The organism is Cutibacterium sp. KB22876 (genome assembly GCF_059728865.1).
This window is the reverse complement of sequence record NZ_AP040858.1, coordinates 674,993-698,913: the sequence shown is the minus strand read 5'-3', so window position 1 is coordinate 698,913 and position 23,921 is coordinate 674,993. Positions and strand designations below refer to the sequence as shown.

19 protein-coding genes and 1 riboswitch are annotated in these 23,921 nt (G+C 64.2%); of the genes, 6 read left to right on the top strand and 13 right to left on the bottom strand.

Annotation, left to right across the window (positions count from 1 at the left end; translation table 11 throughout):
- Positions 1 to 33: 33 nt before the first annotated feature.
- A complete protein-coding gene (locus AC6I1W_RS03175) occupies positions 34 to 1,161 on the bottom strand; it encodes a 6-phosphofructokinase (protein ID WP_249361146.1) in 1,128 nt (375 codons plus the stop codon).
- Between the two features lie 169 nt (positions 1,162 to 1,330).
- Here AC6I1W_RS03175 and AC6I1W_RS03170 point away from each other — a divergent pair, with 169 nt between their 5' ends.
- Both AC6I1W_RS03170 and AC6I1W_RS03165 read left to right on the top strand, forming a co-directional pair.
- Positions 1,331 to 1,954: a sigma factor-like helix-turn-helix DNA-binding protein gene (locus AC6I1W_RS03170; protein ID WP_065673070.1), complete on the top strand. Its 624-nt coding sequence runs from the start codon at positions 1,331 to 1,333 to the stop codon at positions 1,952 to 1,954.
- Positions 1,951 to 2,343: a hypothetical protein gene (locus AC6I1W_RS03165; protein ID WP_065672962.1), complete on the top strand. Its 393-nt coding sequence runs from the start codon at positions 1,951 to 1,953 to the stop codon at positions 2,341 to 2,343. The genes AC6I1W_RS03170 and AC6I1W_RS03165 overlap by 4 nt, the downstream gene beginning before the upstream one ends.
- A 118-nt stretch (positions 2,344 to 2,461) precedes the next feature.
- Here the strand turns inward: AC6I1W_RS03165 and AC6I1W_RS03160 are convergent, their stop codons facing one another.
- The 7 genes from AC6I1W_RS03160 to AC6I1W_RS03130 form a co-directional block, all read right to left on the bottom strand.
- Positions 2,462 to 4,828: a glycogen/starch/alpha-glucan phosphorylase gene (locus AC6I1W_RS03160; RefSeq protein ID WP_117188274.1), complete on the bottom strand. Its 2,367-nt coding sequence runs from the start codon at positions 4,826 to 4,828 to the stop codon at positions 2,462 to 2,464.
- Between the two features lie 56 nt (positions 4,829 to 4,884).
- Positions 4,885 to 6,177: a chloride channel protein gene (locus AC6I1W_RS03155; RefSeq protein WP_065672960.1), complete on the bottom strand. Its 1,293-nt coding sequence runs from the start codon at positions 6,175 to 6,177 to the stop codon at positions 4,885 to 4,887.
- A gap of 44 nt (positions 6,178 to 6,221) precedes the next feature.
- A complete protein-coding gene (locus tag AC6I1W_RS03150; RefSeq protein WP_065672959.1) occupies positions 6,222 to 7,679 on the bottom strand; it encodes an NAD-dependent succinate-semialdehyde dehydrogenase in 1,458 nt (485 codons plus the stop codon).
- Between the two features lie 83 nt (positions 7,680 to 7,762).
- Positions 7,763 to 8,533, bottom strand: a complete 771-nt coding sequence (locus tag AC6I1W_RS03145) for an ABC transporter ATP-binding protein (protein WP_065672958.1) — start codon at positions 8,531 to 8,533, stop codon at positions 7,763 to 7,765.
- Positions 8,530 to 9,693 carry a FecCD family ABC transporter permease gene (locus AC6I1W_RS03140; RefSeq protein WP_065672957.1) on the bottom strand — a complete coding sequence of 388 codons (1,164 nt, stop codon included), beginning with the start codon at positions 9,691 to 9,693 and terminating at the stop codon, positions 8,530 to 8,532. Before AC6I1W_RS03140 ends, AC6I1W_RS03145 begins: the two co-directional genes overlap by 4 nt.
- Entirely contained in the window at positions 9,693 to 10,526 is an 834-nt protein-coding gene (locus AC6I1W_RS03135; RefSeq protein ID WP_462553326.1) for an ABC transporter substrate-binding protein, read from the bottom strand. Before AC6I1W_RS03135 ends, AC6I1W_RS03140 begins: the two co-directional genes overlap by 1 nt.
- A gap of 269 nt (positions 10,527 to 10,795) precedes the next feature.
- A riboswitch (cobalamin riboswitch) is annotated at positions 10,796 to 10,976 on the bottom strand.
- Between the two features lie 30 nt (positions 10,977 to 11,006).
- Entirely contained in the window at positions 11,007 to 11,816 is an 810-nt protein-coding gene (locus AC6I1W_RS03130) for a class I SAM-dependent methyltransferase (protein ID WP_065672956.1), read from the bottom strand.
- Positions 11,817 to 11,940: 124 nt separating this feature from the next.
- Between AC6I1W_RS03130 and AC6I1W_RS03125 the strand changes: the two genes are divergently transcribed.
- Positions 11,941 to 12,693, top strand: a complete 753-nt coding sequence (locus AC6I1W_RS03125; RefSeq protein ID WP_065673068.1) for an ABC transporter ATP-binding protein — start codon at positions 11,941 to 11,943, stop codon at positions 12,691 to 12,693.
- Positions 12,694 to 12,695: 2 nt separating this feature from the next.
- Positions 12,696 to 14,141 (top strand): FtsX-like permease family protein, encoded by a 1,446-nt coding sequence (locus tag AC6I1W_RS03120; RefSeq protein WP_117188278.1) that lies wholly within the window; start codon positions 12,696 to 12,698, stop codon positions 14,139 to 14,141.
- A 51-nt stretch (positions 14,142 to 14,192) separates the two neighbouring features.
- Here AC6I1W_RS03120 and AC6I1W_RS03115 read toward each other — a convergent pair whose 3' ends face one another.
- The 3 genes from AC6I1W_RS03115 to AC6I1W_RS03105 are packed head-to-tail and all read right to left on the bottom strand — an operon-like array spanning position 14,193 to position 19,558.
- Positions 14,193 to 14,348, bottom strand: coding sequence for a hypothetical protein (locus tag AC6I1W_RS03115; protein ID WP_016666663.1), 156 nt, complete (start codon positions 14,346 to 14,348; stop codon positions 14,193 to 14,195).
- A gap of 27 nt (positions 14,349 to 14,375) precedes the next feature.
- Positions 14,376 to 16,751: a YhgE/Pip domain-containing protein gene (locus tag AC6I1W_RS03110; protein WP_270236570.1), complete on the bottom strand. Its 2,376-nt coding sequence runs from the start codon at positions 16,749 to 16,751 to the stop codon at positions 14,376 to 14,378.
- Entirely contained in the window at positions 16,748 to 19,558 is a 2,811-nt protein-coding gene (locus AC6I1W_RS03105; RefSeq protein WP_270236568.1) for an MMPL family transporter, read from the bottom strand. Before AC6I1W_RS03105 ends, AC6I1W_RS03110 begins: the two co-directional genes overlap by 4 nt.
- 108 nt (positions 19,559 to 19,666) lie before the next feature.
- On the opposite strand from AC6I1W_RS03105, the gene AC6I1W_RS03100 reads away from it, so the two are divergent.
- Entirely contained in the window at positions 19,667 to 20,287 is a 621-nt protein-coding gene (locus AC6I1W_RS03100; RefSeq protein WP_016666660.1) for a TetR/AcrR family transcriptional regulator, read from the top strand.
- A gap of 94 nt (positions 20,288 to 20,381) precedes the next feature.
- On the opposite strand, the gene galE is transcribed toward AC6I1W_RS03100, so the two are convergent.
- Positions 20,382 to 21,371, bottom strand: coding sequence for a UDP-glucose 4-epimerase GalE (gene galE, locus AC6I1W_RS03095; RefSeq protein WP_036901580.1), 990 nt, complete (start codon positions 21,369 to 21,371; stop codon positions 20,382 to 20,384).
- 185 nt (positions 21,372 to 21,556) lie between these two features.
- Between galE and AC6I1W_RS03090 the strand changes: the two genes are divergently transcribed.
- On the top strand, positions 21,557 to 22,927 hold the full coding sequence (locus AC6I1W_RS03090) for a sensor histidine kinase (protein WP_065672952.1): 1,371 nt from the start codon (positions 21,557 to 21,559) through the stop codon (positions 22,925 to 22,927).
- 18 nt (positions 22,928 to 22,945) lie between these two features.
- Here AC6I1W_RS03090 and AC6I1W_RS03085 read toward each other — a convergent pair whose 3' ends face one another.
- The gene (locus AC6I1W_RS03085; RefSeq protein ID WP_171048505.1) at positions 22,946 to 23,920 is read right to left on the bottom strand and encodes a carbohydrate kinase family protein; all 975 of its coding nucleotides are present in this window, start codon (positions 23,918 to 23,920) and stop codon (positions 22,946 to 22,948) included.
- Between the last annotated feature and the right edge of the window lies 1 nt (position 23,921).

The following is a 23,921-nucleotide window of genomic DNA, read 5'->3' as shown; positions in this document are numbered from 1 at the left end:
AATGCCCCTGGCCGAGGCCAGGGGCATCACAACTCAGTCGCCGAGGCCCGTTCCGACCTCGCGAGCTGCCTCGACCCACGGATGGTCGGAGGGCACGTACTTGACCTTGCCGGCGACCTCCTTGAGCGGAACGGTCATCGTGTCCCCGCCCTTGGCAGCCACCATGACGCCGAACTCACCGTCGTCGACGAGCTTGGCTCCCATGGTTCCCAGGCGAGTGGCGAGCAGCCGGTCATGGGCACACGGGATGCCGCCGCGCTGCACGTAGCCGAGGATGGAGACTCGCGATTCCAGCCCGGTGGCCTCCTCGAGCTGGGTCGCCAGCTTGAGGGTGTTGTCGCGCATCGAGTGCTCGAGGTCCTTCTTGGCCTTCTTGGCAGCGGCCTTCGTCTCTGGGGTCTTCGAGGAATCGACGAGGGCCTGGGCCCCAGCCATCGCAGCGGAGTCGGCCTCGTCGCGGGCTCCCTCGGCCACCGCGATCACGGAGAAGTTGAGGCCCTGCTTCCGGCGCCTCTCCACCGCCTCGACGATGGAGTCAACCTTGTAGGGCACCTCGGGCAGCAGAATGACGTCGGCGCCGCCGGCGATGCCAGACCCCAGGGCGAGCCAGCCAGCACGGTGGCCCATGATCTCGGCCAGGATGATGCGGTGGTGGGAGTGGGCGGTGGAGTGCAGCCGATCGATCGCCTCCGTGGCGATCTCGAGGGCCGTCGAGAAACCGAAGGAGTCATCGGTGCCGACAATGTCGTTGTCAATGGTCTTGGGCAGGTGCAGGACGTTGAGCCCGGCCTTGGCAAGCTTGTAAGCATTCTTGGAAGTACCACCGCCACCCAGGGTGACCAGCGCGTCGAGTCCGAGCTTCTCGTAGTTCTCGACGATGGTGGGGACCATGTCCTTTTCCTCACCATCAATGATCATGCGATTGACCTTGTCACGGCTGGTTCCGAGAATGGTTCCGCCGACCGTCAGGATGCCGGAGAGGGCGCGCGGATCCAGGGTGATCGTCCGATTCTCGGCCAGCCCGAGGAAGCCGTCCTGAATACCGATCAGCTCCATGTCGTGCTGCCGAATGGCTGCCTTGCCAAATCCACGGATCGCGGCATTGAGACCTGGGCAGTCACCACCAGCGGTGAGGATGCCGACCTTCTTCTTCTTGGACATGACGACTCCTGATCTGTGTCGGGTGTGCTCCATCCTCCCACGGATGGCGTCCTCACCAGGCCTGCCGGAGACAAGGATCCGTCCTGATTCCGCAGACTATTAAGCTGAATGGCTTAACACCGATATAATTGAGGCATTAGCCTCAAGTACTGACGAGGGAGACGTGATCATGCTCGCCTGGGTGATCCTGGCCGATCAGCTCGAAAGCCGCAGTCATGACGACGAGGTCCCCACTCTCCTGGACTCCCTCACCTCCCCGGGACTCCTCGTCAGCCCGACGGATTACCGCGTCGGCACGCCACACTGGACCCTTCCACCAGAACGCACGTCCGGGGACGAGGTCCAGGCCCTCTCGACCGACCCTGCCACCCTCATCCATGCGCTGTGGACAGCCGGTTGCGGGCCGTGGCGAATCGGCCTCGCCCATGACGAGGTCGTCACTCCGCTGCCAGATTCCACGAGAGCTGCACGCGGACCGGCATACGTCAAAGCCCGTCAGGCCATCGAGGAGTGCAGACGCCGTCGCGCAGGTGTCCAGGTGGCCACTGACGGGACCGACGCCATGCGACGGTTCTCCCAGGTGGCCAGTGTCGTCGTCGACCTGGCACGCGGACTGCGGCCAGCCTCTCGCGACATCGTCGCGTCCTACGATCTGTCCATGACCAGTGAGGAGACCGCACGAGCCCTGGGTATCAGCACTTCAGCCGTCAGCCAACGTCTCACCCGTGCCCGCTGGGAGTACCTGGTGCAGACTCGCCAACTCGCCGTCGATCTGGCCCGGGATGTGCAATGACCATCGCCATGAGGATCGCGGCCGTCCTCGTCGTCATCACCGCGGTGTGGGCCGGGAAGTACGTCGTCTCCCTGGTCTTCCACGCTGCCGGGATCCACACCGACGGTGACAAGGGTCTGCTGCGTGGCGGGCTGTGGATCGGCTATCTGGAGAGACTCGGCATCGTCACCGCCATTCTCACCGGATATCCAGCCGGCATCGCCGTCATTCTCGGCGTCAAGACCCTCGCCCGCTATGCCGAACTGAAATCCCAACCCACTCCGGGTACCGGGGCTCAGGAGGCCAACGAGGAATCCAGTGCGGCCATCGAGCAGTTCATCATCGGGACGATGACATCGGCCTTGTGGGCCGTCCTGCTGGCCCTGGCCACCAAGGCCCTGTGGCGCTGATCTCCCCTCACCGACGTCAAGGGTCCCGAGGCGCGAGCCTCGACACGCGAGGAGATGGAGAAGCCGGGCCACCCCTGGGCAGCCCGGCTACCGCCGTCGTCAGTCAGCCGACGCTCGCTCAGTCGATCGGAGCCGGATCCAGCTTCCACACCTGCTCGGCGTAGTCGCGAATGGTGCGGTCCGAGGAGAACCGGCCGGACTTGGTGATGTTCACCCACGCCTTGCGGGCCCAACCGCGAGCATCGGCGTGGTCGGCAGCCATGGCGTCCTTGACGGTGCGGTAGGACTCGAAGTCGCCGAGCACGTAGTAGACGTCGGGGCCCTCCCAGCCGGGCTCCATGAGGCTCTGACGCAGGTCGTGGAACCAGCCGGACCCGTTGTCGTCGAGGGTGCCGTCGGTCAGCGCGTCGATGACTCGCTTGAGACCAGGCACGTTCTCGTACTGCCAGCGCGGGTCGTACCCGCGCTTGAGGGAGGGCAGTTCCTCCTCGGTGGCACCGAAGATGTAGGCGTTCTCGTCACCGACGGCGTCAAGGATCTCGACGTTGGCGCCGTCCAGGGTGCCCAGGGTGAGCGCGCCGTTCATCATGAACTTCATGTTCGAGGTGCCCGAGGCCTCCTTGCCGGCCATCGAGATCTGCTCGGAGACGTCGGCGGCCGGGATGATGTGCTCGGCCGGGGAGACGTTGTAGTTGTGGATGAAGACGACCTTGATACGGCCGTTGATGTCCTCGTCGTTGTTGACCAGGCGAGCCACCTCGTTGATGAATTTGATGATCGCCTTGGCACGGATGTAGCCGGGAGCGGCCTTGGCGCCGAAGACGAAGACGCGCTTCGGGACGTCGAGGGTCGGGTCGTCCTTGAGACGGAAGTACAGATCCAGCACGTAGAAGGCGTTGAGCAGCTGGCGCTTGTACTCGTGCAGACGCTTGATCTGAACGTCGAAGATGGCATCCGGATCGATCTCGACGCCTTCGCGCTCGGCCACCCAGACCGCGAAGTCGACCTTGTTGGCGTGCTTGATCTCATTGATGCGGTCGTAGACCGAGTCGTCCACGGAATCGGTGTGGTTGGCGAGCACCGAGAGGTCCTTGACCCAGGCGTCGGACCCGGTGACCTCGGTCAGCAGGGTTGCCAGACGCGGGTTGCACTGGTTGAGCCAGCGACGCGGCGTGACGCCGTTGGTCTTGTTGTTGAACCGCTCCGGCCAGATCGCGTGCCACTCCTTGAGGGTCTCGCGCTTGATGATCTCGGTGTGCAGGGCGGCGACACCGTTGATCGAGTAGGAGGCATAACAGGCGATCCACGCCATCCGCACCTGGTTGCCCGAGACCGGAGCCATGTACTCGATGGTCTGGCCGTCGAGGCCGCGCTTGCCCATGTCCTCACGGAAGCGACGATCGATCTCGCGGACGATCTCGGAGATGCGCGGGAAAATGCGATCGAAGATCTGCATCTCCCACTTCTCGAGGGCCTCGGCCAGAACGGTGTGGTTGGTGTAGGCGAAGGTGTGGGTGACGATGTCCCAGGCCTCGTCCCAGCCCATGCCGTGCTCGTCGAGCAGGATGCGCATGAGCTCGGGGATGGACAGCACAGGATGGGTGTCGTTGAGCTGGATCGAGTTGTACTTGGCGAAGTCCGTCATGTCCTCGCCGTGGTGCTTGACGTAGTTGTCGACGATCTCCTGCAGGGAGGCCGAGCAGAAGAAGTACTGCTGACGGACCCGCAGCACCTTGCCCTCGAAGGTGGTGTCGTTGGGGTACAGCACACGCGAGATGTCGGAGGTGCGCTCCCGCTCGACGATGGCGTCGGTGAAGCGCTGGGAGTTGAAGGCCTGGTAGTCGAACTGCTCCATCGGCTCGGCCTTCCACAACCGCAGGGTTCCGACGTTGCGAGTTCCGTAACCGGTGATCGGCATGTCGTGGGGGATGGCACGCACCCACATGTCGGCGTAGCGGACGATGCGCTGCTGCTCCTCGCGGCGGATGACGAAGGGGTAGCCCTCCTCCATCCACGGGTCCGGGTGCTCGGTCTGGAAACCGTTGTCGAAGAGCTGCTTGAACAGGCCGTAACGGTAGAGGATGCCGTAGCCGGTAACGGGCAGTTCCAGGGTGGCGCAGGAGTCGAGGAAGCAGGCGGCCAGACGACCGAGGCCACCGTTGCCAAGGGCTGCGTCCGGCTCCTGCTCGAGCACCTGGGACAGGTCGATGCCGAAGCTGGCCAGGGCCTCCCGGGTCTCGTCGACCAGGCCGAGGTTCGACAGGTTATTGAGCAGGGCTCGTCCCATGAGGAACTCGGCGGAGAAGTAGTGCTCCTGACGTCCTGCCTTGTAGACGGCGTCAGTGGCCTCCCAATCGTCGGCAATGCGGCCCACGACGGAGGCTGACAGCCCCTGCCACACCTCCATGGGGGTCGACGCGGTGACGGTGCGTCCCGAGGTGGATCGCACCTGGAATGCGATTGCTGAAGCCAGATCCTGAGTCATGTGCCCTTCCTTGGTTGGGAGGATCGCCGCACGGCGGCTGGTACATCCAGGTCAGACTATCGCGAACCTGATGTATTCTCCGGAGCGCGACCGATCCCTCCGTGGAACCCCGGCCCGCGTTTGCCAATGAGGACGAAACCAGCCCACCCGAGCAGCACCGCGACGACAACGACCGGAACACCCAGTGCCCCGGCACGGGTCAGCTCCAGGGCGAAGGCGGCCGCGAACAGGGGCGCGCGCTGGGTCATTGCCAGCACACAACCGGCTCCCACGATGGCCATCATCGTGACCTGGGAGGGGGAATCAATTCCCGCCGCTGCCGCGATGAGAGTGCCGATGAGAGCACCGGATGCTAGGGATGGGGTGAGCAGACCGCCGGCAGCGCCGGACCTCAGAGCCATCGTGGTGGCGAGGATCTTCCCGACGAGCAGAATCGCCAACGTGGCCGGGGCGACGGGGTGGGCCAGTACCAGATTGACGATGACCTGACCGTTTCCGACCACCTCGGGAGCCATGAGAGCGATGGCCGTCACTCCGATCGATCCGAGCGGCACCGTCCACCACAGTCGGGAGGTCACCGGGACGCGACGTTTCATCTCCCCGAAGAGCACGCCCATCCCTGCTCCGATGGGGGTGGCTACTGCGACGAGGAGGATGATCCATCCCAGACCGGAAGGGGTGACCTCGGCCACCGGGGAGCGGTAGATGGGCCGATCATGGTTGAAGATCCAGGCCGTCACCGTCGAGAGCACCGAGATGACGACGGCAATCCCAACCTGTCCCCAACCACGCCGGGTGCGCAGGTTGGGACGCACCGTCAGTTCCAAGGCATAGAGAGCACCGGCGACCGGCACGTTGTAGACCGACGCCAGACCAGCCCCGGCAGCACTGGCCAACAGCACTCGTCTCGTCGCGGCGTCGACGCGGAAGCCGTCGGACAACCCCTGGGCGGCCAGGGCAGCCATTTGACGAGGCGCGGCCTCTCGGCCCAGGGAGCTTCCCGACCCGACGACGACGAGCTGGGCCAGGGCGTCAACGATGGTTTCGATCGGCCGCAAACGTTTCGGGGAGTCGACGTCGACAGCCTGGCGTACCGAGATGATCGAACCCAACGGACGCGGACGTAACCACCACCACGTCAGGCCCGCGATGACAGCACCTGCGATCGGGGCGACCAACCGTCGCCACATGACGACCCCGCCGACGCCGGTCGTCGAGGAGGAGAAGGGAGCACCGAAGGCACAGGCCTCGATGAGGTGGGACAGCTCGCCGATGAGGCCACCGATGAGTCCGGACACCAGCCCTGTCAGGACGACGGCGGCGATGAGTCGGAGACGTGAGGTGCCCACCCGGCAGACGCTACCGTCCCACCCTCGAGATCATGTCCTTTGAGTCACGCCGGAAGAGCGACGTAGATCGTCTCCAGGAATTCCTCAATGCCCTGGTAGGAACCTTCTCGGCCCAGACCGGACTCCTTGACGCCACCAAATGGGGCAGCCGCGTTGGAGAAGACACCGAGATTGGCACCGATCATGCCGGTCTCCAGCTTCTGACCCATCCGCAGGATTCGGGCGGTGTCGCCGGTGAAGACGTAACCGGCCAGTCCGACGGGGACGGAGTTGGCGATGGCCAGGGCCTCGTCCTCGGTGCTGAAGGTGGTGATCGGGGCGATCGGTCCGAAGATCTCGGTCTGCATGATCTCGGCATCGGCGGACACCCCGGAGAGCACCGTCGGCGGGTAGAACCAGCCCTTGCCCGCAGGGATCTCGCCGCCGCAGTGAACAGTCGCACCGGCCTTGACCGCGGAACGAACCAGGCCGTCGACCTTCTCACGATCCTTCTCGGTGATCATCGGGCCGACCTCGGACTTCTCGTCCAGGCCATCCCCGACGGTGAGGCCGGACATCATCTCTACCATCCGGTTGGTGAACTCCTCGGCCACCGACTCGTGGACGATGAACCGGTTGGCAGCGATGCAGGCCTCTCCCATGTTGCGCATCTTGGCTCCCCTGGCACCGGCAATGGCCTGGTCGAGGTTAGCGTCGTCGAAGACGATGAATGGAGCGTTGCCGCCCAACTCCATCGAGGTGCGCAGCACGTGCTTGGCTGCCTTCTCCAACAGGTTGACGCCAACCCCGGTGGATCCGGTGAAGGAGAGCTTGCGCAGCCGCGGGTCCTCCAGGATGGCGTCCGTGACGGCGTGGTCACGACCGGTGATGACATTGACGACCCCGGCGGGAAGACCGGCGTCGACGAGGGTCTTGGCGAAGAGCAGGGTGGTCAGCGGGGTGGCCGAGGCCGGGCGGATGACCACCGTGCAGCCGGCGGCAAGAGCCGGGGCGATCTTGCGGGTGGCCATGGCCAGCGGGAAGTTCCACGGGGTGATGAACAGGCACGGGCCGACGGGCCGCTTGGTGACGAGCTGGCGGATCTTGCCCTCCGGGAGCAAGCCGTAGTCACCGCGAATGCGCACTGCCTCCTCGGAGAACCAGCGCAGGAACTCCCCGCCGTAGGTGACCTCTCCGTAGGACTCGGCCAGCGGCTTGCCCATCTCGAGGGTCATGAGCTTGGCGAAGTCGTCCTTGCGCTCGGTGACGAGCTCGAAGGCCTTGCGCAGGATCTCGCTGCGCTCACGCGGGGAGGTGTCGGCCCAGGATTCCTGGGCACGGACGGCGGCGTCGAGGGCGTCGGTGCCCTGGTCGACGGACGCATCGGCGATGGCGACGAGTGACTTCTCGGTGGAGGGGTCGAGGACGTCGAAGGTGCGGGACGCCTCGGCGTCCACCCATTCTCCGTCAATGAGCAGCTGAGAGGGCAGATCTGATGGGAGCGAGCGGTCGTTGGTCGTCATGAACCCACCCTACGACGGGGTTTCGACGCTTTGAGGGAGTTCGGTGTTCACGGGGAGGGGAACACGGCCGGCACCACCGACAATCACAGGACGGTTACTTGAACAGCGCCACTCGGGTGTCGACCGAGATGAGTGCACACTTTGTAGACGTCGTCCAGGATTCCCGGAGACAGCACGGCCGATGGCGCACCCGCTGCCACACATGTGCCCTTCGACATCAGTACAAGGGTGTCGCAGAATCGTGCGGCCAGATTGATGTCGTGAAGTGCCACCACCACCGTCGACCTGAGGCGCCGCGACAGCTCCATCACCTTGAGTTGATGATGAATGTCAAGGTGGTTCGTCGGTTCATCCATGATCAGCAGGCCGGTCTGCTGCGCCAGCGCCCTCGCGATTGTCACCCGCTGCCGTTCTCCTCCAGAAATCCGTGAGAATGTCGACGTCGCGAGATCTCCAACCTCCATAAGCTCCATGGCTGCGCCGCACAGGGCAAGGTCGCCCTCGCTCAGCGACCGCCACGACTTCTTGTGAGGTGTCCTCCCCATCCGGACGATTTCCCCGCACGTCAGCGGGAACTCCGCGGGAGTCTCTTGGAGAACCACCGAAATGTGCCGGGAGGACCACTTCGTGTCTCGCGCCCAGACATCGACACCATCGACGGTCACCGTCCCCTTCGTAGGGCGTCTCGAGTGGAAGATTGAGCGCAGCATCGTCGACTTGCCGCTCCCATTGGGGCCGAGGATCCCCACCACCTGACCGGGGTGGGCGACGAAGTCGACATCCTGGACGATGTGGCGCCCCTCGATGTCGACACCCAGGCCCGCGACCACCAGTTCTGCACCACTGACGATCATGACGTCTCCCCCAAGGTGCGTCGCAACAGGAACAGGAAGAATGGAGCCCCGACAAGCGCGGTCACAATACCTACCGGCAATTCCTGCGGCTCAATGGCCATCCGCGCCCCAACATCCGCCAGCACGGTGAAAATCGCACCCAGAAGCAGTCCTACGGGAAGGGTTCGGCGGTGATCTGCGCCAACCAGCATCCTCGTAATGTGCGGCATCACCAGGCCGACGAATCCTATGACGCCACACACCGCAACTGTCACACCGACAATTGCAGCTGCCACAACGAACATCCAGGTTCGGAACCGATCAACGTCCAGGCCGAGAGAACCCGCTGTCCCTTCCCCACCAAGAAGGAGGTTGAGATTTGACGCCTCAGCCAGGCATAAGAGCATTCCCACAGCGAGGACGAGGGTGGGGACGGGAAGGTTCTCCCACTTGGCGGCCCCGAAGCCTCCGAGACTCCAAAAGAGGACTTGCGACGCCAGTTGCGGATCCGGGGAGGTCAGAACCATGAAGTTGTTGACTGCCGACAACAGGGCCGAAACCGCCATGCCGGTGAGAACCAACGTTCCTGCAGAAAGGGTTTGCCTCCGTCTGGCGATCACCAAGACGAGTAGAAGCGTCAGGAACGCGCCTGCGAACGCGGCCAACCCGAGAGAGACCGCACCACCGAGGAGCAGACCAAACCGCATGACGGTAATGGCTCCGGTTGCAGCTCCCGACGACACGCCGAGCACCGTGGGGCTCGCCAGTGGGTTGCGAAGCAGCGCCTGCACGACTGTGCCGACAGTGGTCAGCGCCATCCCTGCGACTGCCGCCAGGAGCACACGAGGAAGCCGGACATCAGCAACGATCCTGTCGATCGACGCAGTCCAATCAACGGTGACGACACCTGCCGGCAGAGCCCGGTGCGCAACGACCTTCCATACTTGGACGAAGGGAACATGAACCGAGCCAATTGACAGCGCGAGTCCCAGGACAAGAATCAACGTGACGGCCAGTACGGACAAGACTATGACCAGGTGTCCACGATGCGAATCGCCACGCCACCTGTCTTCCCCGACAGATGCCGACTCGGATGGAAGGGCATTGAGGACAGCAACGAGTTCGTCCTGCCGTTTCACAGCCGTGGATGACTCATCAATGCCACCACGTGCACCCATCATCAGCCGTGGAACTGCTTGGCAAGCTGCTCGATACCTTCAGCCGAACGCGGGCCGGGCTGTGCCAACGAGAGACTGATCACCGGGAAGGCATTGTTCTTGACGGCCTTGGTGTCCTTCAGTGCCGGAATTGACTTCAACGTCTTGATCTTCTGATCGACACTCGGGGTCTTGTAGTCGTAAATCAGAATCATGTCTGGATCAGCCTTTGCAACCTGCTCCCACGACATCTTTCCCCACCGCAGCGGTTCATTCGCGAAGATGTTCTCGCCTCCCGCCGCATCGATCATCACCGATGCATAGGCCCACCCACCAACTGTCGTCGGGGCGTCCTCACCTGAGTTGTAGAGGAACACCTTGGGGCGCTCCTTCCCCTTCACGGACTTCTTGACGGCATTGACCTTGTCGTTGAACTTTCGAATCGATGCCTCAGCTCGGTCATTCACATCGAAGATCTGGCCGATGGTCCTGATCTCCTTGGTCTCATCATCCAAGGCCTTGACCTCATTGGTGCATCCCACAGGGCTGAGATGCGTCTTGATCCCCATCTTCTGTAGGTCTTTCCGGGTGTGACCGTTGCTCCTTGAGAAACCGTCCGGGTACCCGGAATACACGAAATCAGGATTTACGGACAAAAGCTTCTCCATGGAAGGCTGCCCAGCGGCCAAAACCGACACCGAGTCGTAGGCCTCCTTGTATTGGGCACCGATGGGGCGAGTGCGTTGGTACGCCGTCCCGACCATGCTCTTCTCCAGCCCTAGCTCGAGCATCGTCTCAGTCGCCGTTGACGTCAATGTCACTGCGCGCGTCGGGGCGGAATCGAACGTCTGCTTCACCCCACAGCTCTCCACCGTCAGCGGGTATGACGTGTGCCCGGCCTTCGAACCGGTTGCGTGGGACGACGCCGTCGAGGCGTTCTGCTCCGTGACGGCGCTCCCACAACCAGCCATGAATGAGACAGGAATCACTAATGCAGCGACAAGAGCGACCCTCCGCGTGTACCTTCGCGCCATCGCAATGGTCCTTCCGTTCCGTTCCCACGCCAACGGTCACAGATGGGCCCCACGTAAGGGTTTCCAACCAAAAGCCATGACGCGAGCTTGTGTCGAGTGGATTTTCATCGGCAGGTCTTCGGACTGGGGTTCAACCCGTTTCAGCACCTTCCCAGGCCTCACTGGCCCAGTGGCATACGCCGAGACGGTCACCGTCACCGCTGCGCGTCAGCCCCGGAATCACACCGGAGTTCCCTCACACCCATTTGGGTTACCGATACACATACCTTATCAATGAAGACCTTGAACTGATCGACACTCCCCTCACACAGGCATGTCGGGCAGGGCCCCCACAAGGCCCTTCGCATCTACATGCACCAGACCAATTGTGCGTCTACACCTCCATCCGCGAGGGAATCCAATCGCATAGGAATCCATGATCCTGATCGCCTCGGAAAAATTACCTCCTCGAGTCTGGACCTCATGGTACAATTCATCTTCAGAAACAACTCGATATTCCTCGAGAATTCTAATTTCTGCTGGAATCCCCAATTGTGCGAGGCCACCTGCAAGGAGTAGATGGCGAGCCTGTGAAACACGGACATCTTCCCCCTGTGCTGCTGCAAGGGCATGATCCCAGGCCGTCGGTGATCCAGTGGTGTCAATAATGATGACGTGCCGTCGAGCCTGCCGAACCAATGCCCGCAAGGACGCCGCCAGATCGAGGGCCCAGTACAAGGACCACGCAGCAAGAACGGTGTCGAAAACCCTTCCTGTGTCCATGGGCCATTGCCCCTGGATCGTCTCGATCTTGACTTCCTCGGCTTCAGCATTCTCCGAAAGCACACGGAGCATGTCCTCTGAACGGTCTACGACAGTCACACGGCAGCCGCGTTGTGCCAGCGGAATCGCGAACCGTCCGGTTCCGCCGCCAACGTCAAGGATCGATGACTCAGGTTCGACGATGCTGGTCACGGTGCCGATCTGAGCCAGGGAACTGCACGTCAAACCTGCGTGCTGGTCGTAGACCGCTGCGTGCCCATGCCAAAACGCCTTTTCCTGTTCCAAAGATCTCCGCGCGGGGTCCGATCTCCTATCGTTCTCCCACAGTCCGAAGTAATCACTGATCCTCATCGGCGCCTCCCATGTTCATCGGGACCAATCCTGTGGCATCACCATCCTCCTACCACGGGAGGACGCTCCGATTCGACCGCCAGCACGATGCGCGACGAGGGGTTCGGGCAGCACGGTGGATGACATGTTGACGCCAACCCGATCCAACCCTCACGCCGTCGCCGAACCCGTCCCCGGCGCTCACCTCCGCACCCTGGGACTGACGAAGACCTACGGGACGACTCGTGCCCTCGACCACGTCGACATCGCCATCCCGGCCGGCCAGTCGGTCGCCGTCATGGGGCCGTCCGGATCGGGAAAAACCACCCTGCTGCACTGCCTGTCCGGGATCCTCTCGGCCGACTCCGGCAGCATCGAGCTGGGTCTGCCCGACCGCGTCGTCAACGTCGAGAGTCTCTCCAGCGAGGGACGGGCCCAGCTGCGTCGCCAGTCCCTCGGGTTCGTCTTCCAGCAGGGAATGCTCGTCCCCGAGCTCACCGCCGTCGAGAACACCGCCCTGCCTCTCATGCTCAATGGCGCCTCTCGGTCACAGGCCGTCGGGTACGCCGTCCAGTGGCTGAGCTCGATGGGACTGGGAGGCATGGAGGATCGACGCATCGGTCAACTCTCCGGCGGCCAGGCGCAGCGAGTAGCCATCGCCCGATCCCAGGTCATCGACCCGGCGATCGTCTTCGCCGACGAGCCCACCGGAGCCCTCGACTCGGCCACTGCTGTCGAGGTGATGTCCATCCTGCTCTCGGCGACGACCGGGAGGGGACGCACCCTCATCGTCGTCACCCATGACGAGGGCGTCGCCCGCCGCTGTCAGCGCATCCTGCGCCTGCAGGACGGCCGGATCGTCTCCGACGAGATGCGTCATTCCGACGGGAGGTGGTGACCATGACCACGAAGTCCACCATTGAACCGGGAACCGCGGATCAGCAGATCCCGTCGATCTCCGTCCCCGAACCGCTCACGACCAAAGCGGGACGCCCGGCGACCTCGTCGATCCTCGGCATGACCCTGCGCACCTCGGCCGCTGATCACTCGACCTGGCGGCTGCCGGTGGTCGCCTTCGCGGTCATCACGACGATCATCCTCGACGTCACCGGCGGTGCCGTCATGATGTGGCACCTGCCCGGTGAGAATGCCTCCTTCTACAAGCTGACCTCGTCAATCGCCGTCATCCTGCTGGTGTTGCCGCTGATGACCCTGGCCTCCTCGGCCGCGCGGTTGTCCGCCCGACGTCGCGACGACCGGCTGTCCTCCTTACGTCTCATCGGGGCGTCATCCCATCTGCTGCGGGTGGTCACCCTGGTCGAGGCGGGCCTGCAGGCTCTCGTCGGGTCCCTGCTCGGCATCGTCGGCTACCTCATCTGCGTGCCCCTACTGGGACGACTGTCCTTCAACGGCAGCCAGATCGGTGCGGGCTCGGTCCTGCTCGGCCCCGCTCCGGTGGCCGGGGTCATCCTGGCCCTGGTACTCCTCGCCCTCATCAGTTCCGCCATTGGTCTGAGACGGGTCGACGTCTCTCCCCTCGGGGTGCGAATGCGCAGTCAGCCCCGCTCGGTGTCATGGGTTCGGCTGGCCATCGGGGGCGCCATCGTCCTCGTCCTCGTCTCCTCGAAGGCTGTACTCAGCGTCCTCGGAGGTCAGACCGGCGTCGTCGGTGTGTACGTCTTCCTCGCCATCCTGCTGGCAGCCGTCGTCGAACTCGCCAACATCATCGGCCCTAAGCTGTTGTCGATGTACTTCAAGCACCGCCTCAACAAGGCCAGGACTGCCACCGACCTGGTCGCTGCCCGTCAGGTGCTGGAGAACCCGCGGGCTGCCTGGACCCAGGTCGCCTCCCTGGGAGCGGTGTGCGTGGTGGGAATGCTCGCAGGAACCGGGGCCGCCATGATGCAGGCGGCGGGCAACGGTACCAGCGCCGACCCGGCTGCCCAGATCATCGGGCAGGACCTGCAGACCGGCACTATCCTACTCATTGTCTTCGCCTTCGCCACGGTGGCCTGCTCGGTGGGCGTCAATCAGGCCTCTGCAATTCTCGACCGCCGCTCGGTCGAGGTGGGTCTGGACATCGTCGGGATGGATCTGGCCACTCAGGACAAGGTGCGACGGATCACCGTCATCTCACCAATGAGGTTCGCCATGGTGACGGGCCTGGTCGCCACCGGACTGCTGATCGTCCCGATGGTGGGGGTGGCCCTCGTCCTGAGGCCGGTGACAATCCTCGTGACGGTCGGCACCATTCTCATCGGTGCAGGCATGGTGCGGCTGGGTCTGTGGGCGACCCGTCCGACCCTGAACCGGGTACTTGCCGACGGACTGGCTCGGACCGAGTGAGAGAAGGCCCGACAAGACCGGACCTGGCGAGGGACGAGGTGATCTCGACGATCAACTCCGCTGCTCGTCGTCGGGGCCCTCGTCAATCCCCTCCATGCCGAATCGCCACACCTCGTCGATCCAACCCCTCCGCACCGAGCGGATCCGGCTGGTCACTGCAACGACACTAGCCAGGACGGCAAGACTCGCGAGGAGGGGTTTGTTCATGGTGCCACTCTAGATCGCTGCCGTCGCTCAGGCTTCGCTGGCGGTCAGCAGTTCCCTGGCACTGGTCTGACGCCGTCGCCCCACTGCGAGCAGACTGGCGATGAGGGCCGCCACCGCCCATATAACAACGGCCAGCAGGGATCCGAAGCTGGGATTGTTCCCGGCCACCACAGCCTGCTCCGCCTGCAAAGCAGGTCGCAGCGGGGAGATGGCGTCGACCCCGTGCACCGGGGCGGGGACGGTGCTCGCCAGCCCGGCAGCAACACTCGCCGTCACCAGGACGACGCTGATGAGCCGCCCCAGGCCATGCAACCAAGCGGCCAGGGCGTGGTTGATCAGGCCGAACATCGCCCCGATGAGGAGCAGCAATCCGCCCAATCCGATCGACCGTGGTACCGAGAGACCCAACACCACCCCGCCGATGACCGCCAGGCCAATACTCACCGCGACGGTCACGATGGCGCCGACCGACATCGTCCGGGCCAGCAGGCCCAGGGTCGAGCGCGCGGAGCTCAGCGCCCGCGAGGGAACTGTGCGAGCCACCAGCCAGGTCGCCAGAGCAGCGATCCAGGCACCAAGGATGAGCAGAACCGCCACCGCGGCCACCGAGGTCGCAATGGCAGGCCCATCCCCATTGACGGGAGCGGACACGACGTCAGCCAGCTTGGTGCGGTCATTCTGAGAGTAGGTCGGCACCTTCTTGGCCCCGGCCGCAAGCTCACCGGAGAACTTGCCAGTGCCGTCGGTGAGTCTCTGGGCCCCACCATTGAGTTTCGTCATCCCGGACGCAAAGGTGTCGACCCCCGCGGAAGCCTTCCTCACCCCGTCAGAGAGGTGATTCACACCGCCGACGTACTGATTGACTCCCTGCTCGAGCTTCGAAGTCGAGGCGGCCGCCTTGGAGACCCCGCCGGTGTAGGCGTCAACACCATTGGCGAAGGTCACAGCCCCCGCGGAGAGCTTGGCCCCGCTTCCCTTGAGTTGCTGGGACTTGGCGGCCAAGGTCTGGGCGCCAGTGGCGGTCTGATGGATGCCATCTCGCAGCTGGGCGACCTGGCCGACCACCTTGGGCAGTCCGGTACGTATCTCGACCGTGAACTTGTCGACACCCTGGGACAGCTGCGAGGAGCCGTCAGCCAGCTGGTCGATGCCGTCGTCGATGCTCATGCCGGAGTTGGGGTCCTTGACGGACATCGCCTTGACGGCCACCGCCGATCCAGCCCTCACCCCGAGGGCGTACCCGTCGGTCATGGCCTCGCGGACGAGAGGCAGCAGGTTCTGACAATCCTGTGCGGTGTGCCTCTGGGTGCAGCGTGCCATGAAGTCCGCCTCACCCTTGGACAAGGACTCCTTCTTGAGTTCGGCGGTCTTCTCCCCGGAGGCGTACTGACGAATCTCGGTGCGATATCCGACCAGGCCATCGGTGAATTGGTCGATGCCGTCCGCTAATTGGCTTGCCCCGTCGGTGAGCTGGTTGAGCTGGGAGGTGTCGATCTTGCCGGTGGCCGCGCTGACCTTCTGGTCCATCGTCGTCAGGCCAGCGGACAGCTGACCGATTCCGTCGACGACCTTGCCGGTGCCATCGGTGTAGGTCGTCACCCCGCTGGCCAGACCGTTCGCACCGTAGCTGAGCTGTTTTCCCTTGTCGGACAGGATGTTGAGGCCACCCGATAGCTGGGCGACTCCGTCGGTGAGCTTGCCGCCACTGGTCTTCAGCTGCTGGGCTCCTCCGCTGAGCTTCGTCATGCCAGCGGCCAAGGTCCCCGCCCCGGCGGCTGACTTCTTCGTGCCGTCGGCAAGTTTCGTCGCCCCGTCATCGAGCTTGGCCGCAGCGTCGGCCATCTTGCCCATCTGCTGGGCGAAGCGGTTGAAGCCGATGTAGACGTTCTCGAGGTACCCCGAGGTCAGGGTGGTGTTGAGGGAACGCCGCGCCACCTGGGCGGTGAGGGCCGCGATGGTGGTGTCGGAGACCGGGGAGGTCTGGGAGGTGGTGACGTCGATGAGGGCTGGCTTGGTCTTGGCCGCGTCATTGGCGGAGTAGGAGGTGGCGTCGGACGAGAAGGACTCTGGGATCGTCACGACCGCCGAGTAGGTGCCGTCTCGCAGCCCCTTGGCGGCCCCGTCGGCGTCAGTCAAGGTCCAATCGACGGTGTGGCCGTCAGTGGTGTGAGAGCCAGAATCGACCAGTTCCGCGGTGAGCTGGCGTCCGATGGGAACCAGCCGTCCACCGACCTTGACGGCCTTGTCCTCGTTGACAACCGCCGCCTTCACCTGGCCCAGCCGGTCAGTGGTCCGCCAGGTGGTGCCGACCAGGCCGGCCACCACCACCAACGGTACGAGGATCAGGGCGACCACCGCCGGCCACCGCAACCTGATCGTGGAGTGGGAACGTTCGGTCATCATCGGGTACCTCCGAGGGATGGCTCGGGTTGGTGTTCGGTCAGGTCATGAACGGCCTGTGGCTCCAGCCAGTCAATGCGGCCGGCACGCTGGGCTCCCAGGATCACGGCGGCCTCACCGGCCTGGTTCACCTCGACAATGAGGGATTCCAGCTGGTCGCGGTGGGACTGCTCGACGATCTGATCAGCGTGGTCGATGAGGAACAGACGCGGTGGGCGTCGCGGCGGATGGGTGAGGGCTGCCGCGGCTGCCTGCAGTTCCTCGGTGAGGTTCTTGTCAGCGGCATTGATGAGCCATGCCACCCGACGCACCACGGAGGCCCGCTCGGGGAGGAGACGGCCGCCCGACCTCATCCGACCGTGGTCGATGGCAAGTCGTCCCCCGGCCGCCAGCAGCACGGCCGTGACCGAGCCCGGTGACCCCACGACGGCCTGCACCTCATGTGGCTCGACGTGCAGGTCGAGGTCAGCGAAGAGACCATCGACCCCGATCCCCTCGGCGTGCAGAGTCTCGGTATGGTCAGGGGTAGGCCATTCGGCGAGTCTCTCCTCGTGGGCAATCCCCTCCCCCTCGATGTCGAAGCGGGGTAAGCGGCGATCCAGCCATCCGGGCAGCCACCAGGCCTTGTCACCGAGCAGGGCCATGACGGCCGGGACGAGGGTCATTCGCACCAGGAAGGCGTCGGCGAGAATGCCGATGGCCAGGGCCAGGGCGATCTCCTTGATGGCGTTCATGCCTTCTGGGACGAAGAAAGCGAAGACCGAGAACATGATGACGGCTGCGGCCGTGACGACCTTGCCCGAACCGATGAAGCCCCTGATGACGGAACCACTGGAGTTGCCGGTGTGGACATACTCCTCACGCATTCGCGACACCAGGAAAACCTCGTAATCCATGGCCAGACCGAAGAGGATGCCCATGACGACGATCGGCATGAAGGAGATGATCGGGACTGGACGGTCGAGGTTGACCACCGACAGGCCGATGCCTCGGTTGAAGACCAACTGCGCAGCTCCGAAGGCAGCCAGCACTGAGAGCAGATAGCCGACAGTCGCCTTGATGGGGACCGCGATCGACCGGAACACCACCGTCAACAGCACCAGACACAGCCCGACGACGAAGACTCCGAAGGGCAGCAGGGCGGCCCCCAGACGGTCGGAAACGTCGAGTTTGATGGCCGTCAGTCCGGTGACGGCGGTGTCGACCCCGTACTCGTCATGCCATTCGGCCTTGTGGTCTCGCAATTCGCGGACCAGGTCGTTGGTCGCCTCGTCGGTGGGACCCGTGGTCGGCAGCACCTGGACCATGGCGGTGTCGGCGTTCTGGTTCGGTACTGCCACAGCGACGGTGTCGACGCCGGGGAGCTTCTCGATGTCGGCCTTGAGCCCGTTGACGATCTTCATCGGGTCGGTGGAGGTGACGATGTCGGCGGTGACGATGACCGGGCCGTTGAATCCCGGCCCGAACTCCTTCTCCAGGGCGTCGTAGGTCTGCCGGGCCGTGTTGTCTGCGGGCAGTTCTGCGGCGGTGGGCAGGCCGAGGTGGAGGTCCTTCATCGGAACGACCAGCGCCCCCAGAGCCACCACGACGACGAGGATGGTCGCCAGCGGGACGCGGGTGACGGTGTGTACCCACCACCCGAAGATGCCGCCGGAACGTTCCCCCTTACCAACCGCATTGGTGCTGGTTGACGGTGTCTCCGTGCCGGCTGTGGCATCGTCGTTCCTGCTCGCTCTGGCTGTCACCTGGGCTGGTTTCGGCCCCCGTCCGCGACGAGATTTCCGCGGACGCAGTCTCTCCCCCATCAGGCCCATGAAGGCCGGCAGCATCGTCAGGGCGATGACGACGGCGAGAGCGACGCCGACGGCGGCGAAGACGCCCATGACGGTGAGGAAGGGGATCTTGGCGATGGCCAACCCGATGAGAGCGATGACGACCGTCGTCCCGGCGAAGACAACGGCCGACCCCGACGTCGCGACGGCTCGAGCAGCCGATTCCTGTACCTCGAAGCCGTCACGCAATTGATCGCGGTGGCGGGAGAGGATGAACAGGGCGTAGTCGATCCCGACGGCCAGGCCCAGCATGACGGCGAGCATCGGGGTGACGGAGTTGACCGTCGTGAACCGGGTGAGGATCGCCATGATCGCGTAGGTGATGCCCACCCCGAGGACGGCTGTGATGATCGGCATCCCGGCTGCCACCAAGGATCCCAGGGTGACGGCAAGGACGACGAGGGCCACCCCGACCCCAATGACCTCGGTGATCGACAGGGAGGGCAGCATCGCCTCGAAGGCCTGGCCACCGACATAGACGTGTGATCCCGACGGCAGGTCGGCCTGGATCTCGTGCCCCAGCTGTTGCAGATCATCACGTCCGGAGTCGGGAAAAGTCACCGAGCTGACCTGCCCCAGTTCAACCTGAATGACGGCCGCGGTGTGATCCTTGTTAATCATCCCGGAGACGTGCTTGCTCCAGGGCGAGGTCGCCCCCGTTACGTCCTTGAGGTCCTTGAGCTCCTCGACACCTCTCTCGATCCGGGAACGAATGGGTTTCGACGAGATGTCGGTGCCATCGGGCACGGTGATGACGACGTTGGCGCTCAACGCGGAGGCCTGCGGGAAGGTCACCTTGAGGTTGTCGTAGGCCACCTGGGAGGGGGCGCCCGGGATGGTGAAGGAGTCGTCGTAGTCGCTCTGCAGGGCGACCATCCCCACCCCAAGCAGGACCAACAGGCCCAGCCACAGGGCGACGACGGTCTTGGCCCTGCGGAAGCAGCACTCCCCGACATCGTGAAGGAAGGAGGACATCATCACCCCGCAATGAATTCGCCCGAGCACCACTCGATACAACATCGTATTCGATGCAGTATCGTATCCGATACATCGTCGTATTCAACCCTCGAGGTCTCCAGGAGCGTCATGTCCACCACCACAGTCTCTACTCGTCGCGCAGCCACCCAGGCACGACTGGCCGACGCCGCTGTCGCCGTCTTTGCCCGCAAGGGGGTACCGGGGTCGACCGTCGAGGAGATCTGCGAGGAAGCCGGGTTCACCCGCGGAGCGTTCTACTCGAACTTCGATTCCAAGGACGAGCTGTGCATGGCGGTGTTGAGCCGTTACGCCGAGAAGAATCTGGCTGTCCTCAGCTCCTCCTTGGATTTCCCCAATGACGGCCAGGACGCCCTGCGGGATCGAATCCACGACATCATCGCCCTCTTCTCGTCGGCGGTCGGCTCGGACCCGACGACGGTTGTGGCGATCCTGGAGATCACCCTCGAGGCAACACGAAATCCACGACTGCGGGAGGCATACCAACACGTCGAGGCAGCCATTTCCCCCGCCCTGCGCGAGATGGTGGAACAAGCCCTGCGCGACCACGACGTCACGACGACGATCAGCGTCAACGACCTCATCGAGGTCACCCGTGCGGTCTTCGACTCCCGGGTGCTGGCGACCATGGCGTCAGGGCGAAAGGCCGACATCGACCGGATGACCAACCAGCTGACGACGATGGTGCTGGCCTTCATCCGTCCACTCTGACACCGTCACATCGCCCCCGGAATCACGCAGCCCGGGAAAACACCACCGGCCCCGCACAAGTGCGAGGCCGGGGACGGGTCGAGGGTTCGGGAGATCAGTAACCCAGGATCTTCTTGCGCTCGGGCAGCCACGCGATGGCGTCACGGATGCCATCGGCCGGGGTCAGCTCCGCACTCCACCCGAGCAGGTCCTTGGCTCGGCTGGAGACCGTGTAGGCGCCGGCGACATCGCCGGGGCGCGGCGGACCGTAGACGACGTCGAGAGGCTTGCCAGTGCCCTCCTCGAAGGCCTTGACGAGCTCCTTGACGGTGACGCCGTTCCCGGTACCGATATTGAACACCTGGTACGGGTCTTCGGTGGTGACCTCATCGAGGTGCTCCAAGGCGGCGACGTGGGCGCGGGCCAGGTCCCAGACGTGAATGAAGTCCCGGATGCCCGAACCGTCACGGGTCGGCCACTCAACACCGGTGACGGTGAAGGTGGAGTCCTCCATCCAGGCGTCGATCATCTTGCCGAGCACGTGGGTCGGGTGCTCGATCTGCTGGCCGGTGCGCAGCTTCGGGTCCGAACCGATCGGGTTGAAGTAGCGCAGGCTGAGGGCCTTGAGGTCGGAGGCGTGGGCGGCGTCACGCAGGATGAACTCCACCATGAACTTGGTGGTCGCATAGGGGGAACCGGGGTCCAGTGCGGACTGCTCGGTCACCTTGAATTCTTCGTCAGTGGCATAGATCGAGGCCGAGGAGGAGAACAGGATGCGGTGCACGCCGTTGCGCTCCATACCCTTGAGCAGGGCGACGGTCTTGCCGACGTTGTTGTCGTAGTAGGTCAGCGGCTCATCAACCGACTCCGGGACGATGATCTTGGCCGCGCAGTGCACGACGGCGTCGATCTGGTTCTCGGTGAAGACGCGGTCGAGCAGGTCCTGGTCGGCGATGTCGCCCTGGTAGAAGGTGCGGTCGCGGACGAACTCGCGGCGTCCCGCGGACAGGTCGTCCAGGACGACGACCTCGTGGCCTGCCTCCTCGCATGCCGAACCGACCGTCGATCCGATGTAACCGGCCCCGCCGGTGATGAGAATCTTCATGGGAACCTTCCGTGTCGCCGTGATCGTCAGTCTCAAGTCTAGGGGGCGGCTTACCGACCCAGCCGGCGGGCGAGTTGTGTGTGGCGAAGCGGTCACCGACCGTGCGCGTTGCCACCCCACACACCGTCACCCGACATCAGAAACCAATCCACCATGGGTTGGACGGTCTTCCTAGACTGGCGGTCATGGAGGAGACCGGATCGCAGACCTCGACCGCGGACAACCGTTCCAACGGATCCCGCGGATCCGGTGTGCGTGCCCGCCTCAACCGCTTCAACCCGACCCGCAACAACGTCCCGCAGATCTCCATCCCTGGCATGGAGGAGGTGCTGGACCCCAAGCTCGACGACGGTCGTCCGGCAGACACCGAACGGGCCTGGTGGGGAGACGTCACCCTCACCCTCGTGATGGCCGTGGTGACGATCGTCCCCTATCTCGTCAGCCTGGTCGAACGACCCCATCCCGAGTACGCCGCGGCCCTCGTCTCCTCCATGATCATGGTGGCCTCGCTGCCGATGCGCCGTGAACATCCCCTGCTCATGATGACCCTGGTGGCCCTCGGCGGGGCCATCCAATTCATCTTCGTGCCCTTCCCGGTGCTGAGCATCTTCATCGTCCCCATCGCCTCCTACTCGGTGGCCAGATGGGTGGACGGCCACGAGTCTCGCTGGGTGTTGTGGGTCGGAGCGCTGGGTTCAGTCATCGGCCCGATGAGATGGCAGCTCACCATCGCCGCTGGATATGACCCCACCTCGGGGACGCCGTGCGTACTGCTGATCCTTGCGATGGCGGTCTGTGCCGGCTTGGTCCTGACCCCCTACGCGGTGGGACGACGACTGCGCGAGTCCGCCCTCATCGACTCCCAACAGCGTATCGCCAAAGCTCAACGCTACCGAGCCATCCTCGCTGAACGTGAGCAGCAGGCCAGGGTCGCCGAGGAACGCACCCGCAGCGAGATTGCCCGCGAGCTCCACGACATCGTCGCCCACTCACTGTCGGTCATGATCGTGCAGGCGGAGGGCGGCAAGGCCTTGGCGACGAAGAAGCCGGAGAAGGCCCCCGAGGTCCTCGACACCATCGCCGAGACCGGTCGCGAGGCCCTCGTCGAGATGCGTCGCATCGTCGGGGTGCTGCGACAGGACACCGACGCCGACTACTCCCCCTCCCCCGGGCTGGCGGAGATTCCCGAACTCGTCGAGAAGTCCGGGGTGAAGGTCACCTTCACCGTCACGGGACAGGAGCCGGTCGTCTCCCAGGCCCTCGGTCTGGTTGCCTACCGAGTCGTCCAGGAGGCCCTCACCAACGTCCTCAAACATGCTGGCCCAGGCGCTCACGCCTCAGTGACCTTGGCCTATTCGCCTACCGCAATCCATGTGGAGATTGTCGACGACGGGTATGGAGACGCCGTCCAGGGAGATGGGCGCGGCCACGGGCTGCAGGGCATGCGTGAGAGGGTGACGTCGATGGGCGGACGACTGTCCGCGGGGCCTCGCAAGGAGGGCGGGTTTTGCGTCATAGCGAAGCTGCCGGTCCAGGCTGATTCCCGCCAGAGATGAGCTCGGTTCCGTAACCACTCACCTCAACAGTTCAGCAAGGAACTCGAACCGCTCTGGGTCTCGCGGTACCCAGGCGAGCAGGTCTTCGGGTGTGAGCGGATCCGTGGTCCCGTGCGCTCGCGACGTGACGATGGCTCCCACCAGGGCTGCAACATCGAGCTTTCGGGTCAACGAGACCTGCCATTCCCAGCTCCAGGCCAGGCCAGCCACGGTGGCGTCTCCGGCGCCTGTGGTGTTGACCGGATCAATGGCCACTGCCGGAACATGGACCTCCTCACCAGTGCGGGAATCCACACCGACGATCCCGTCGCCGCCACATGTGACAATGACAACCGGCACGTGCTCGGCGAGGGCTCGCGCCGCCCACACCGGGTCGTCGGTACCGGTCAGTCGCATCGCCTCAGCTGCGTTAGGCGTGTAGCAGGTACATCCTGACACGGCCTCGAGCACCCCGGATTCCTGCCCCTCCTCAAATCCATGGTCTGCAATCACCGGGATTCCGGCATCGCCGGCTTCGTACAGCCAGGCGTCGGCGGGAATTGAGACATGGGTGACTACTGCGTCGACTCCGTCAAGACTAGGAGCGGGGAAAGGGACTGGTAGCGCCGTTTCCACGGTCGTCATAGCCCGCTCGGTGCCACACGCCTGGCTCATCGTCACCGGGAGCGCCCAGCCCGGGTTGATCGGGCTCGGGGCCAGATCGATGCCCCAGTCGATCAATTCACGACGACACACCTGCGAGTTGAGGTCGTCACCTAGACCCGTGAGCAATTGCACCCGTGCTCCCAGGCTTGCTGCAATCCGAGCCGTGTTGGCAATCCCACCCCACGTGGCGACGAAGTCCGTGCCGTAGCGTTCCTCCCCCAGCGCAGGCAGCTGCCCGATTCCAGAGATGACGAGGTCGCGGTACGTAATACCTGCGGCGAGCAGCCGAGGATGGCGGTTGACGGGCATGGGCGTAGCTCCTGTGCGCGATTGGTCGTCCCCCAGCATA